This is a genomic window from Bacillus sp. 1021 (genome assembly GCF_014534735.1).
GTDB classification, from domain to species: Bacteria; Bacillota; Bacilli; order Bacillales; family Bacillaceae; genus Bacillus; species Bacillus siamensis.
In genome coordinates, this window is record NZ_JACVSR010000007.1 from 14,799 (window position 1) to 28,433 (window position 13,635).

Here is a 13,635-nt window from a genome sequence, read left to right on the forward strand (position 1 = left end):
GACAAATGGACATCCTATTAGTAGACGGATACAACATGATAGGAGCTTGGCCGCAGCTAAAGGATTTAAAAGCGAACAGTTTTGAAGAAGCGAGAGATGTGCTGATTCAGAAGATGGCGGAGTATCAGTCGTACACGGGAATTAAAGTCATTGTGGTGTTTGACGCACATCTGGTAAAAGGCATAGAGAAAAAACACACGAATCACAGAGTCGAAGTGATTTTCACACGGGAGAATGAAACGGCGGATGAGCGGATTGAGAAGCTTGCACAGGCGCTGAATAATATTGCGACACAGATTCATGTCGCAACCTCTGATTACACGGAGCAGTGGGCGATTTTCGGACAAGGGGCTCTCCGCAAATCCGCCCGGGAGCTGCTGAGGGAAGTGGATGCGATAGAACGACGGATTCAAAGACGGGTTTCAAAGATCACTTCCGAAAAACCCCCGGGTAAAATCGAGCTGTCCGAAGAGGTTTTGAAAACGTTTGAAAAGTGGCGGCGCGGCGGCCTGGATTAGGTTGACGCTTTTTCGCCCATTAATGTATAATATTTCTATCTACGTGCGCCGGGGGGATCGCAGTGAATCTACAGAACAGCAAGGGAAAATTCAACAAAGTGCAGTTTTGCCAGTTGGAGGACGAGCAGGTCATTGAAAAGGTTCATGTTGGGGATAGTGATGCGTTAGATTACTTGATTACGAAGTACCGTAATTTTGTACGGGCGAAAGCCAGGTCTTATTTTTTAATAGGGGCCGACAGAGAAGATATTGTACAGGAAGGGATGATAGGCTTATATAAGTCTATCCGAGACTTTAGGGAGGACAAGCTTACTTCATTTAAAGCTTTTGCAGAATTATGCATTACCCGCCAGATTATTACCGCAATAAAGACAGCTACCCGTCAGAAACACATTCCTTTAAATTCTTATGTTTCTTTAGACAAGCCAATTTTTGATGAAGAATCAGACAGAACACTGCTTGATGTCATTTCAGGCGCAAAAACGTTAAACCCTGAAGAAATGATTATTAATCAGGAAGAATTCGATGATATTGAGATGAAAATGGGAGAACTGCTGAGTGATCTGGAGAGAAAGGTGCTTGTTTTGTACTTGGACGGAAGAAGTTACCAAGAAATTTCAGATGACTTAAACCGACACGTAAAATCAATTGATAATGCCCTGCAGCGCGTGAAGCGCAAGCTTGAGAAGTATTTAGAAATAAGAGAAATCAGCCTGTAGCGGGTTTCTATGTCATATTGACAGAATTTTTCTGACTGTGCTATTTTATTAAGATAAATGAATGTCTATTTAGGAAAAGGTGTATCGACATGAGAAAAAAGATTACGCTGGCATGCAAAACATGCGGAAATCGTAATTATACGACAATGAAAAGCTCTGCATCAGCGGCTGAGCGGTTAGAAGTTAAGAAGTACTGCAGCACTTGCAATTCACATACAGCTCATTTAGAAACAAAATAGTGTTCGCTTTTTAAATTGTGGAGGTCTTTTACATGCGCATGATGAGTTTCTTTAAAGATGTTGGGAAAGAAATGAAAAAGGTTAGCTGGCCTAAAGGCAAAGAGTTAACGCGCTATACGATCACGGTGATTTCAACGGTTATCTTTTTTGTTATCTTTTTTGCCCTCCTTGATACAGGAATTTCTCAATTAATTCGTTTAATAGTTGAATAATGATCAGCAATACGTGCTATAATAGATCATAATATCGTTTGCCAAAACCCGTTCAGCGGGTTTTTTATTGTGTTGAAAAAAGGATTCATAGGCTCTGAGCCTATTTTTTGTTTTACACTTCATTTTTAAATGCGGGGAGGGAAGGACTGCAGAGTCCTGATAGAATGGAAAAGAATTGGTATGTTGTTCATACGTATTCCGGTTATGAAAACAAAGTAAAAGCAAACCTTGAAAAACGTGTGGAATCAATGGGAATGCAGGATAAAATTTTCCGCGTGGTCGTTCCTGAAGAAGAAGAGACTGATATTAAGAACGGCAAGAAAAAAGTAGTCAAAAAGAAAGTGTTCCCGGGTTATGTGCTTGTTGAAATCGTCATGACTGATGATTCTTGGTATGTAGTCCGCAACACGCCGGGCGTTACCGGTTTCGTCGGATCAGCCGGTTCAGGCTCAAAGCCGACTCCGCTTCTTCCTGGCGAAGCGGAAACCATTTTAAAACGGATGGGCATGGATGAGCGGAAAACCGACATTGATTTTGAATTGAATGAGACAGTCAAAGTCATAGACGGGCCATTCGCCAACTTTACAGGATCAATTGAAGAGATTGATTATGATAAGAGCAAAGTGAAGGTATTCGTTAACATGTTCGGCCGTGAAACGCCGGTTGAACTGGAATTTACCCAGATCGACAAATTGTAATGTGAAAAAACTTGAAATTGCTATATATTAATGATAATATAGCAAAGGTACGTCTTGGACTAATCCAAGGCAGCTAGCTTGATATTTCGTCATTCATATAAAGAATGAAACCTTGAGTGGGAGGGTTTACCCTATTACCACATCACGGACTTAAGGAGGTGTGTCTCGTGGCTAAAAAAGTAGTAAAAGTTGTAAAATTGCAAATTCCTGCTGGAAAAGCTAACCCAGCGCCGCCAGTTGGACCTGCACTAGGTCAAGCCGGTGTAAATATCATGGGATTCTGTAAGGAGTTTAACGCTCGTACAGCTGACCAAGCTGGTTTAATCATTCCTGTTGAAATTTCGGTTTACGAAGACCGTTCATTTACATTTATTACAAAAACTCCGCCTGCTGCAGTATTGCTTAAAAAAGCAGCTGGAATTGAGTCTGGTTCTGGTGAACCAAACCGTAATAAAGTGGCAACCGTTAAGCGCGATAAGGTTCGCGAAATCGCTGAAACGAAAATGCCTGACTTAAACGCAGCAGACGTTGAAGCGGCAATGCGCATGGTTGAAGGTACTGCCCGCAGTATGGGTATCGTTATCGAGGATTAATTTGTTTCTTGTCGGGTTGCGAGTTTTCACAAGTTCGCAACCCTTATTCGTGGGAGGTTATTCCGCTATAACCACATAAGGAGGAAATTTTAAAATGGCTAAAAAAGGTAAAAAGTACGTTGAAGCTGCGAAGCTTGTAGACCGTGCAAAAGCTTACGACGTCGCTGAAGCAGTGGCGCTTACTAAAAAAACAAACACAGCTAAATTCGACGCTACAGTTGAAGTTGCTTTCCGTTTAGGGGTTGACACTCGTAAAAACGATCAGCAAATCCGCGGAGCAGTCGTGCTTCCTAACGGAACTGGTAAAACTCAGCGCGTGCTTGTATTCGCTAAAGGCGAAAAAGCAAAAGAAGCTGAAGCTGCCGGTGCAGATTTCGTTGGGGATACTGACTACATCAACAAAATTCAACAAGGCTGGTTCGATTTCGATGTAATCGTAGCTACACCTGACATGATGGGTGAGGTTGGTAAAATCGGTCGTGTACTTGGACCAAAAGGTTTAATGCCAAACCCTAAAACTGGTACAGTTACTTTCGAAGTTGAAAAAGCAATCGGCGAAATCAAAGCTGGTAAAGTTGAATACCGTGCTGATAAAGCTGGTAACATCCATGTTCCTATCGGTAAAGTTTCTTTCGAGGACGAAAAACTTGTTGAGAACTTCACAACAATGTACGATACAATCCTGAAAGCTAAACCTGCTGCAGCTAAAGGCGTTTACGTGAAAAACGTTGCTGTAACATCTACTATGGGACCTGGTGTCAAAGTAGACGCTTCAACTTTCAACGTAAAATAATATTTGACTTTAGATCAGCATTCTGATATGATTCAAAATGTTGTAAAATATAATATGTCATTTATACCGTAGACAGCAGGGGCCGCTGAGGCTTAATATCCTGCCGAGGTGTATATATATCACAGCTATTACGTTACGTATGCTTGTATATACAGCCTCCATGTCCACATGGAGGCTTTTTATATGAAATCGTCGTCACAGTCGTGATCACCTAGCGGTATAAGTGTTACACAAAATCTACAGGAGGTGTAACCATGAGCAGCGCAATTGATACAAAAAAAGTTGTTGTTGAAGAGATTGCTTCTAAACTGAAAGAAAGCAAATCAACGATCATCGTTGACTACCGCGGACTTAACGTTTCTGAAGTAACTGAACTCCGTAAACAGCTTCGCGAAGCTAACGTAGAGTTCAAAGTGTACAAAAACACAATGACTCGCCGTGCGGTTGAACAAGCTGAACTTGATGGTTTGAATGATGTCTTAACTGGACCGAATGCGATCGCATTCAGTACTGAAGATGTTGTCGCTCCGGCGAAAGTTCTTAACGAGTTCGCGAAAAACCACGAAGCTCTGGAAATCAAAGCGGGCGTTATCGAAGGTAAAGTATCTTCTGTTGAAGAAGTGAAAGCTCTTGCTGAACTTCCTTCACGCGATGGCTTACTTTCTATGTTGCTTAGCGTACTTCAAGCTCCAGTTCGCAACCTTGCACTTGCAGCTAAAGCAGTTGCAGACCAAAAGGAAGAACAAGGCGCTTAATCTGATTTTACCCTAAAATAAAACAAATGGAGGAATTTCAAATGGCTTTAAATATCGAAGAAATCATTGCTTCCGTTAAAGAAGCAACTGTACTTGAATTGAACGACCTAGTAAAAGCAATCGAAGAAGAATTTGGCGTAACTGCTGCTGCTCCTGTAGCTGTAGCTGGCGGAGCTGCTGCTGGCGGCGCTGCTGAAGAGCAAAGCGAATTCGACCTTATCCTTGCTGGTGCAGGTTCTCAGAAAATCAAAGTTATCAAAGTTGTTCGTGAAATCACTGGTCTTGGCTTGAAAGAAGCTAAAGAACTTGTTGACAACACTCCAAAACCACTTAAAGAAGGTATTGCGAAAGAAGAAGCTGAAGAGCTTAAAGCTAAACTTGAAGAAGTTGGCGCTTCTGTAGAAGTTAAGTAATCTTCACTTGCCTGTAGGGGAAGCTCGCTTTTATGAGGCGGGCTTTTTCTTTGCTTTTCTTTAAGCGCCATTAAAAAAGGAGGTTCTAATAATGAGTGAACACTATTATTCAGAAAAACCTTCAGTCAAAAGCGATAAACAGACATGGTCATTTACACTGCGGAACAGATCTTATACATTCACAAGTGACAGCGGCGTTTTCTCAAAAAAGGAAGTTGATTTCGGTTCGCGTGTCTTAATTGAAGCGTTTGAAGAGCCTGAGGTTGATGGTGACTTCCTGGATGCAGGCTGCGGCTACGGCCCGATCGGTCTGTCGCTCGCCGGTGAATTTACAGACCGGACCGTGCACATGATTGACGTGAATGAAAGAGCCGTAGAGCTGTCAAATGAAAATGCAGAAAAAAACGGAATAAAAAACGTTCGGATTTATCAGAGTGATTTATTTTCAAATATTGATTCTGCTCAAACATTTGCTTCTATTATTACAAACCCCCCAATCCGCGCCGGAAAAAAAGTTGTCCATGCCATTTTTGAAAAAAGCGCTGAGCATTTAAGGGCTTCAGGTGAGTTGTGGATCGTTATACAGAAAAAACAGGGCGGGCCTTCTGCCATTGAAAAACTGAAGGAGCTTTTTGACGAAGTTTCCGTCGTTCAAAAAAAGAAAGGCTATTATATCATAAAAGCAAAAAAAGTTTGACTTGAATTTTCAGCTATGTTAATATTGTAAAATGCCAATGTATATATTTTGCATGATATGCTGAATAATCATAGTGCATGTATAAATTATACAAACATGGAAATGCTAATAAAATCGGTATTTGTTTTTGGATGTGGTTTTCTTAATTAGAAACCCTTTTTTCTTTTGTCTTGTAAAAGTATTTCTTCATCGTAAGGAATGCTTATTACACATATAATACGCATGATTTGAGGGGTGAATCAGTTGACAGGTCAACTAGTTCAGTATGGACGACACCGCCAGCGCAGAAGCTATGCTCGCATTAGCGAAGTGTTAGAATTACCAAATCTCATTGAAATTCAAACCTCTTCTTATCAGTGGTTTCTTGATGAGGGTCTTAGAGAGATGTTTCAAGACATATCACCAATTGAGGATTTCACTGGTAACCTCTCTCTTGAGTTCATTGACTACAGTTTAGGAGATCCTAAGTATCCCGTTGAAGAGTCAAAAGAACGTGATGTGACTTACTCAGCTCCGCTAAGAGTGAAGGTTCGTTTAATTAACAAAGAAACTGGAGAGGTAAAAGACCAGGATGTCTTCATGGGTGATTTCCCTATTATGACAGATACCGGTACTTTTATCATCAACGGTGCAGAACGTGTTATCGTATCTCAGCTTGTTCGGTCTCCAAGTGTATATTTCAGTGGTAAAGTAGACAAAAACGGTAAGAAAGGTTTTACCGCGACTGTCATTCCAAACCGTGGCGCATGGTTAGAATACGAAACTGATGCGAAAGATGTTGTGTATGTCCGCATTGATCGCACACGTAAGTTGCCGGTTACGGTTCTTTTGCGTGCTCTCGGCTTCGGTTCCGATCAAGAGATTCTCGATCTCATTGGTGAGAACGAATATCTCCGCAATACACTGGATAAGGACAACACTGAAAACAGTGACAAAGCGCTTCTTGAAATCTATGAGCGCCTTCGTCCGGGAGAGCCGCCTACAGTAGAAAACGCAAAAAGTTTGCTGGATTCTCGTTTCTTTGATCCTAAGCGATACGACCTTGCGAATGTAGGACGCTATAAAATTAATAAAAAGCTTCATATCAAGAACCGTCTGTTTAACCAGCGCCTTGCAGAAACACTGGTGGATCCTGAAACAGGTGAAATCCTTGCTGAAAAAGGGCAGATTCTTGACAGAAGAACACTTGATAAAGTACTGCCATACTTAGAAAATGGAATCGGCTTCAGAAAACTTTATCCTAACGGCGGCGTTGTCGAGGATGAAGTGATGCTTCAATCCATTAAAATCTATGCTCCTACTGATGCAGAAGGAGAGCAGACGATCAATGTGATCGGCAATGCTTACATTGAAGAGGCGATTAAAAACATTACGCCTGCTGATATTATTTCTTCTATCAGCTACTTCTTCAACCTGCTGCACGGAGTGGGCGACACTGATGATATCGACCATCTCGGAAACCGCCGCCTGCGTTCTGTAGGTGAGCTCCTGCAAAACCAATTCCGTATCGGTTTAAGCCGGATGGAACGTGTCGTACGTGAAAGAATGTCTATTCAAGACACAAATACAATCACGCCACAGCAGCTGATTAACATCAGACCTGTTATTGCGTCTATTAAAGAGTTCTTCGGAAGCTCACAGCTTTCTCAATTCATGGACCAGACGAACCCGCTTGCTGAATTGACGCACAAACGCCGTCTGTCAGCTCTCGGACCGGGCGGTTTGACGCGTGAGCGTGCAGGTATGGAAGTACGTGACGTTCACTACTCTCACTATGGCCGTATGTGTCCGATCGAAACGCCTGAGGGCCCGAACATCGGTTTGATCAACTCATTGTCATCATTTGCGAAAGTAAACCGCTTTGGTTTCATTGAGACGCCATACCGCCGCGTTGATCCTGAAACAGGAAAAGTAACGCCTAGAATCGACTACCTGACTGCTGATGAAGAGGATAACTATGTCGTAGCCCAAGCGAACGCTAAGCTGAGCGATGACGGTTCTTTCTTGGATGACAGCATCGTAGCCCGTTTCAGAGGGGAAAACACCGTTGTAGCCCGCAACCGCGTGGATTACATGGACGTATCTCCTAAACAGGTTGTATCTGCTGCGACAGCATGTATTCCGTTCTTGGAAAACGATGACTCGAACCGTGCCCTTATGGGAGCGAACATGCAGCGTCAGGCTGTGCCTTTGATGCAGCCGGAAGCTCCGATCGTCGGAACGGGTATGGAATACGTATCCGGTAAAGACTCCGGTGCAGCCGTTATTTGTAAACACCCTGGTATCGTTGAACGGGTGGAAGCGAAAAACGTATGGGTGCGCCGCTATGAAGAAATTGACGGCCAAAAAGTAAAAGGCAACCTGGATAAGTACAGCTTGCTGAAATTTGTCCGCTCCAACCAAGGTACGTGCTACAACCAGCGTCCGATCGTCAGTGTCGGCGATGAAGTAGTAAAAGGAGAAATCCTTGCTGACGGCCCTTCAATGGAGCTTGGTGAACTTGCTCTCGGCCGCAACGTAATGGTCGGCTTCATGACATGGGATGGCTACAACTATGAGGATGCCATCATCATGAGTGAACGCCTTGTGAAAGATGATGTATACACATCAATTCACATTGAAGAATATGAATCAGAAGCACGTGATACAAAGCTTGGACCGGAAGAGATCACCCGCGATATTCCAAACGTAGGGGAAGACGCGCTTCGCAACCTTGATGACCGCGGAATTATCCGTATCGGCGCGGAAGTCAACGACGGAGACCTTCTCGTGGGTAAAGTAACGCCTAAAGGTGTAACTGAGCTTACGGCTGAAGAACGCCTTCTGCACGCAATCTTTGGAGAAAAAGCGCGTGAAGTCCGTGATACTTCCCTCCGTGTGCCTCATGGCGGCGGCGGAATTATCCACGACGTAAAAGTCTTCAACCGTGAAGACGGAGACGAACTTCCTCCGGGAGTGAACCAGCTTGTACGCGTATATATCGTTCAGAAACGTAAGATTTCTGAAGGTGATAAAATGGCCGGACGTCACGGAAACAAAGGGGTTATCTCGAAGATTCTTCCTGAAGAAGATATGCCTTACCTTCCTGACGGCACGCCGATCGATATCATGCTTAACCCGCTGGGTGTACCATCACGTATGAATATCGGTCAGGTATTAGAACTTCACATGGGTATGGCTGCCCGCTACCTCGGCATTCACATCGCGTCACCTGTATTTGACGGCGCGCGTGAAGAAGATGTGTGGGAAACACTTGAAGAAGCAGGCATGTCAAGAGACGCTAAAACAGTTCTTTATGACGGCCGTACGGGAGAACCGTTCGACAACCGTGTATCTGTCGGAATCATGTACATGATCAAACTGGCACACATGGTTGATGATAAACTTCATGCCCGTTCTACAGGTCCTTACTCACTTGTTACGCAGCAGCCTCTCGGCGGTAAAGCCCAATTCGGCGGACAGCGTTTCGGTGAGATGGAGGTTTGGGCGCTTGAAGCTTACGGCGCAGCTTACACGCTTCAAGAAATCCTGACTGTGAAGTCCGATGACGTGGTCGGACGTGTGAAAACATATGAAGCCATCGTCAAAGGCGATAATGTTCCAGAGCCTGGTGTTCCGGAATCATTCAAAGTATTGATCAAAGAGCTTCAAAGCTTAGGTATGGACGTGAAAATCCTTTCAGGCGATGAAGAAGAAATAGAAATGAGAGATCTAGAAGACGAGGAAGATGCGAAACAAGCTGACGGCCTTGCATTATCAGGTGATGAAGCGCCGGAAGAAACAGCATCTCCAGACGTTGAACGTGACGCAGTAACGAAAGAATAGTCTGTGATTGATAAAGGCAAGTGACATCGGTTAATCCGAAGATAAAAAGGGAGGTAGGCCCCTTGCTAGATGTGAACAATTTTGAGTATATGAACATCGGTCTTGCTTCACCGGATAAAATCCGTTCATGGTCTTTTGGTGAAGTGAAAAAGCCTGAAACGATAAACTATCGTACATTGAAACCTGAAAAGGACGGCCTGTTCTGCGAACGCATTTTCGGACCGACTAAGGACTGGGAATGTCATTGCGGCAAGTACAAGCGGGTTCGTTATAAAGGCGTAGTTTGTGACCGTTGCGGAGTTGAAGTAACGCGGGCTAAAGTCCGTCGTGAGAGAATGGGGCATATTGAACTGGCTGCCCCGGTTTCTCACATTTGGTATTTCAAAGGTATTCCGAGCCGTATGGGTCTTGTATTGGATATGTCACCGCGTGCGCTGGAAGAAGTCATCTACTTTGCTTCTTACGTCGTAACTGACCCGGCCAATACACCGCTCGAAAAGAAACAGCTTTTATCCGAAAAGGAATACCGTGCGTATCTGGATAAGTACGGAAACAAATTCCAAGCCTCTATGGGTGCGGAAGCCATTAATAAACTTCTGCAGGACATCGACCTTGTCAAAGAAGTTGATATGTTAAAAGAAGAGCTGAAAACTTCTCAAGGCCAGCGCCGCACACGTGCGATCAAACGCCTTGAAGTGCTTGAAGCCTTCCGTAATTCAGGAAACAAGCCGTCTTGGATGATTCTCGACGTGCTTCCGGTTATTCCGCCTGAATTAAGACCGATGGTTCAGCTTGACGGCGGACGTTTCGCAACGTCTGACCTGAATGACCTTTACCGTCGTGTCATCAACCGTAACAACCGTTTGAAACGCCTTTTGGACCTTGGTGCGCCAAGCATCATCGTTCAGAACGAGAAACGTATGCTTCAAGAGGCTGTCGATGCTTTAATTGACAACGGCCGGCGCGGACGTCCTGTAACAGGTCCTGGTAACAGACCGTTAAAATCTCTTTCTCACATGCTGAAAGGGAAACAAGGACGTTTCCGTCAAAACCTTCTTGGTAAACGTGTAGACTACTCAGGGCGTTCCGTTATCGTCGTAGGTCCGCATCTGAAAATGTATCAGTGCGGATTGCCGAAGGAAATGGCGCTTGAGCTCTTCAAGCCATTCGTTATGAAAGAGCTTGTTGAAAAAGGTCTCGCTCACAACATCAAGAGCGCAAAACGCAAAATCGAACGTGTGCAGCCAGAAGTATGGGATGTACTTGAATCTGTCATTAAGGAGCATCCGGTCTTACTGAACCGTGCCCCTACGCTTCACAGATTAGGTATCCAGGCTTTCGAACCTACGCTTGTTGAAGGACGCGCCATCCGTCTTCACCCGTTAGTATGTACAGCTTATAACGCTGACTTTGACGGTGACCAAATGGCGGTTCACGTACCTTTATCAGCTGAGGCTCAAGCTGAGGCCCGCATTCTGATGCTTGCGGCCCAAAACATCTTGAACCCTAAAGATGGTAAACCGGTTGTTACGCCGTCTCAGGATATGGTATTAGGAAACTACTACCTGACACTTGAGCGCGCCGGAGCAGTCGGCGAGGGTATGGTCTTCAAAAATACGGACGAAGCGCTTCTTGCTTATCAAAACGGTTATGTCCACCTTCATACGAGAGTAGCTGTTGCAGCGAACTCCCTGAAGAATGTGACATTTACGGATGAGCAGCGTTCAAAACTGTTAATTACAACAGTCGGTAAGTTGGTCTTCAATGAAATTCTTCCTGAGTCATTCCCTTACATGAATGAACCTACGAAGAGCAACATTGAAGAGAAAACACCTGACCGTTTCTTCTTAGATAAAGGTGCTGACGTAAAAGCTGTGATTGCAGAGCAGCCGATCAACGCACCGTTTAAAAAAGGTATTTTGGGTAAAATCATCGCGGAAATCTTTAAACGATTCCATATCACGGAAACGTCTAAGATGCTTGACCGCATGAAAAACCTCGGTTTCAGATATTCAACGAAAGCTGGTATCACGGTAGGGGTTTCTGATATCGTCGTTCTCGATGATAAGCAGGAAATCCTCGAAGAAGCACAAAGCAAAGTTGATAATGTCTTGAAACAGTTCAGACGCGGTTTAATCACCGAAGAAGAACGTTATGAAAGAGTCATTTCAATTTGGAGTTCAGCGAAAGATGTTATCCAAGGCAAACTGATGAAATCATTAGACGAAGTCAACCCGATCTACATGATGAGTGACTCAGGAGCCCGTGGTAACGCATCTAACTTTACGCAGCTTGCGGGTATGCGCGGTCTGATGGCCAACCCGGCTGGACGAATCATTGAATTGCCTATCAAATCAAGTTTCCGTGAAGGTCTGACGGTATTGGAGTACTTTATCTCCACTCACGGTGCGCGTAAAGGTCTTGCCGATACCGCCCTGAAAACAGCTGACTCAGGTTACCTTACACGCCGTCTTGTTGATGTTGCGCAGGATGTTATCATTCGTGAAACAGATTGCGGAACTGACCGCGGTATTCTTGCAAAACCGCTTAAAGAAGGTACGGAAATCATCGAGCGTCTGGAAGAGCGTCTGATCGGACGTTTCGCCAGAAAACAGATCAAACATCCTGAAACGGGTGCTGTGCTCATTAACGAAAACGAATTGATCGATGAAGATAAAGCGCTGGAAATCGTTGAAGCCGGAATCGAAGAAGTGTGGATCCGTTCTGCGTTCACATGTAACACTCCTCATGGTGTATGTAAACGATGCTACGGACGAAACCTTGCAACCGGAACTGATGTTGAAGTCGGCGAAGCAGTAGGTATTATCGCTGCCCAATCTATCGGTGAGCCTGGAACACAGTTAACAATGCGTACGTTCCACACAGGCGGGGTTGCCGGAGACGATATCACACAAGGTCTTCCGCGTATCCAAGAGCTTTTCGAAGCGCGTAATCCTAAAGGTCAAGCGACGATTTCTGAGATTGACGGTACAATTGCCGAAATCAATGAAGTCCGCGACAAACAGCAGGAAATTGTTGTTCAAGGCGCTGTTGAGACACGTTCATACACAGCACCTTACAACTCACGCTTGAAAGTGGCTGAGGGTGATCAGATTACCCGCGGTCAAGTGCTGACAGAAGGTTCTATCGATCCGAAAGAACTTCTGAAAGTCACTGACCTGACAACGGTTCAAGAATATCTTCTGCACGAGGTTCAGAAGGTTTACCGTATGCAGGGGGTTGAAATCGGCGATAAACACGTAGAAGTAATGGTTCGCCAGATGCTTCGCAAAGTCCGTGTGATCGATGCCGGAGATACTGATGTTCTTCCTGGCACATTGCTTGATATTCACCAATTCACAGAAGCGAACAAAAAAGTGCTGCTTGAAGGCAACCGGCCTGCTACAGGGCGTCCTGTCCTTCTCGGTATCACGAAAGCTTCACTCGAGACAGATTCATTCTTGTCTGCCGCATCATTCCAAGAAACAACACGCGTTCTTACGGATGCTGCGATTAAAGGCAAGCGCGATGAGCTTCTCGGCCTGAAAGAAAATGTTATCATCGGTAAACTGGTTCCGGCCGGTACCGGTATGATGAATTACAGAAAAGTAAAACCTGTTTCAAACGTTCAGCCTTCGGAAGATATGGTTCCGGCTGAATAATGGAAACTGCTGCAGGAAAGGCTGTCTCGACAGCTTTTCCTCAGTATTACAATTATTCTGGCGGCGGACCGCACTAAAAAATGTCATACGATGTTGACATCCGTTCCGCGGAGTGATAATATAACCAAGGTGCTCGAAATAAAACCTGTTACTTTGGAGGATATGTTTATGTCTTATGATAAAGTATCACAGGCCAAATCAATTATTATTGGTACGAAGCAAACAGTGAAAGCTCTGAAACGAGGTTCAGTAAAGGAAGTCGTCGTGGCAAAAGACGCGGATACAGTTCTTACGGCTGGCGTTATCCAGCTTGCAAAGAACCGGGACATCGACGTCTGTATGGTAGATTCCATGAAAAAGCTCGGCAAAGCCTGCGGAATTGAAGTGGGAGCAGCAGCTGTTGCCATTATGTTATAGCGTACTTTTTGTTTTTATATAAGATTTCGATCTTGTGTAAAGACATTGTTTTTTGCCTAATGATGAACCACCTGGGTATGTGGGTTATAAAACG

Annotated in this window: 13 protein-coding genes and 1 other annotated feature; all 13 genes read left to right on the forward strand. The window is 44.4% G+C overall.

The window, feature by feature from the left end; all coding sequences use genetic code 11:
• The first annotated feature begins 5 nt into the window (after positions 1-5).
• The 13 genes from rae1 (at position 6) to ICW23_RS17975 (ending at position 13,541) form a co-directional block, all read left to right on the forward strand.
• Positions 6-518, forward strand: a complete 513-nt coding sequence (gene rae1, locus ICW23_RS17915; protein ID WP_013350802.1) for a ribosome-dependent mRNA decay endonuclease Rae1/YacP — start codon at positions 6-8, stop codon at positions 516-518.
• 62 nt (positions 519-580) lie between these two features.
• Positions 581-1,237 carry an RNA polymerase sporulation sigma factor SigH gene (sigH, locus tag ICW23_RS17920; RefSeq protein ID WP_003156415.1) on the forward strand — a complete coding sequence of 219 codons (657 nt, stop codon included), beginning with the start codon at positions 581-583 and terminating at the stop codon, positions 1,235-1,237.
• 89 nt (positions 1,238-1,326) lie between these two features.
• Entirely contained in the window at positions 1,327-1,476 is a 150-nt protein-coding gene (gene rpmG / locus ICW23_RS17925; RefSeq protein ID WP_003156421.1) for a 50S ribosomal protein L33, read from the forward strand.
• Between the two features lie 32 nt (positions 1,477-1,508).
• Positions 1,509-1,688 (forward strand): preprotein translocase subunit SecE, encoded by a 180-nt coding sequence (gene secE / locus ICW23_RS17930; RefSeq protein WP_003156422.1) that lies wholly within the window; start codon positions 1,509-1,511, stop codon positions 1,686-1,688.
• 164 nt (positions 1,689-1,852) lie between these two features.
• Positions 1,853-2,386: a transcription termination/antitermination protein NusG gene (gene nusG, locus ICW23_RS17935; protein WP_003156423.1), complete on the forward strand. Its 534-nt coding sequence runs from the start codon at positions 1,853-1,855 to the stop codon at positions 2,384-2,386.
• Between the two features lie 167 nt (positions 2,387-2,553).
• Positions 2,554-2,979 carry a 50S ribosomal protein L11 gene (gene rplK, locus ICW23_RS17940; RefSeq protein WP_003156430.1) on the forward strand — a complete coding sequence of 142 codons (426 nt, stop codon included), beginning with the start codon at positions 2,554-2,556 and terminating at the stop codon, positions 2,977-2,979.
• Between the two features lie 94 nt (positions 2,980-3,073).
• Positions 3,074-3,772 (forward strand): 50S ribosomal protein L1, encoded by a 699-nt coding sequence (gene rplA / locus ICW23_RS17945; protein ID WP_016935907.1) that lies wholly within the window; start codon positions 3,074-3,076, stop codon positions 3,770-3,772.
• Positions 3,773-3,820: 48 nt separating this feature from the next.
• Positions 3,821-3,963, forward strand: a sequence feature (ribosomal protein L10 leader region).
• Positions 3,964-4,026: 63 nt separating this feature from the next.
• Positions 4,027-4,527 (forward strand): 50S ribosomal protein L10, encoded by a 501-nt coding sequence (gene rplJ / locus ICW23_RS17950; protein WP_003156433.1) that lies wholly within the window; start codon positions 4,027-4,029, stop codon positions 4,525-4,527.
• A gap of 41 nt (positions 4,528-4,568) precedes the next feature.
• A complete protein-coding gene (gene rplL, locus ICW23_RS17955) occupies positions 4,569-4,940 on the forward strand; it encodes a 50S ribosomal protein L7/L12 (protein WP_003156436.1) in 372 nt (123 codons plus the stop codon).
• A 91-nt stretch (positions 4,941-5,031) separates the two neighbouring features.
• Complete coding sequence (locus ICW23_RS17960; RefSeq protein WP_016935906.1) at positions 5,032-5,637, forward strand: class I SAM-dependent methyltransferase; 606 nt, start codon at positions 5,032-5,034, stop codon at positions 5,635-5,637.
• 243 nt (positions 5,638-5,880) lie between these two features.
• Entirely contained in the window at positions 5,881-9,462 is a 3,582-nt protein-coding gene (gene rpoB / locus ICW23_RS17965; RefSeq protein WP_003156440.1) for a DNA-directed RNA polymerase subunit beta, read from the forward strand.
• Between the two features lie 62 nt (positions 9,463-9,524).
• Positions 9,525-13,124: a DNA-directed RNA polymerase subunit beta' gene (rpoC, locus tag ICW23_RS17970; protein WP_016935905.1), complete on the forward strand. Its 3,600-nt coding sequence runs from the start codon at positions 9,525-9,527 to the stop codon at positions 13,122-13,124.
• A 168-nt stretch (positions 13,125-13,292) separates the two neighbouring features.
• Positions 13,293-13,541 carry a 50S ribosomal protein L7ae-like protein gene (locus ICW23_RS17975; protein WP_045927004.1) on the forward strand — a complete coding sequence of 83 codons (249 nt, stop codon included), beginning with the start codon at positions 13,293-13,295 and terminating at the stop codon, positions 13,539-13,541.
• Positions 13,542-13,635 lie beyond the last annotated feature (94 nt).

Excerpts from the sequence above, each read along its gene's own strand:
- nusG (WP_003156423.1), top strand. The coding sequence starts at position 1,853 with ATGGAAAAGAATTGGTATGTTGTTCATACGTATTCCGGTTATGAAAAC.
- rplL (WP_003156436.1), top strand. The coding sequence starts at position 4,569 with ATGGCTTTAAATATCGAAGAAATCATTGCTTCCGTTAAAGAAGCAACT.
- rpmG (WP_003156421.1), top strand. The coding sequence starts at position 1,327 with ATGAGAAAAAAGATTACGCTGGCATGCAAAACATGCGGAAATCGTAAT.
- ICW23_RS17960 (WP_016935906.1), top strand. The coding sequence starts at position 5,032 with ATGAGTGAACACTATTATTCAGAAAAACCTTCAGTCAAAAGCGATAAA.
- rae1 (WP_013350802.1), top strand. The coding sequence starts at position 6 with ATGGACATCCTATTAGTAGACGGATACAACATGATAGGAGCTTGGCCG.
- ICW23_RS17975 (WP_045927004.1), top strand. The coding sequence starts at position 13,293 with ATGTCTTATGATAAAGTATCACAGGCCAAATCAATTATTATTGGTACG.
- secE (WP_003156422.1), top strand. The coding sequence starts at position 1,509 with ATGCGCATGATGAGTTTCTTTAAAGATGTTGGGAAAGAAATGAAAAAG.
- rplA (WP_016935907.1), top strand. The coding sequence starts at position 3,074 with ATGGCTAAAAAAGGTAAAAAGTACGTTGAAGCTGCGAAGCTTGTAGAC.
- rplJ (WP_003156433.1), top strand. The coding sequence starts at position 4,027 with ATGAGCAGCGCAATTGATACAAAAAAAGTTGTTGTTGAAGAGATTGCT.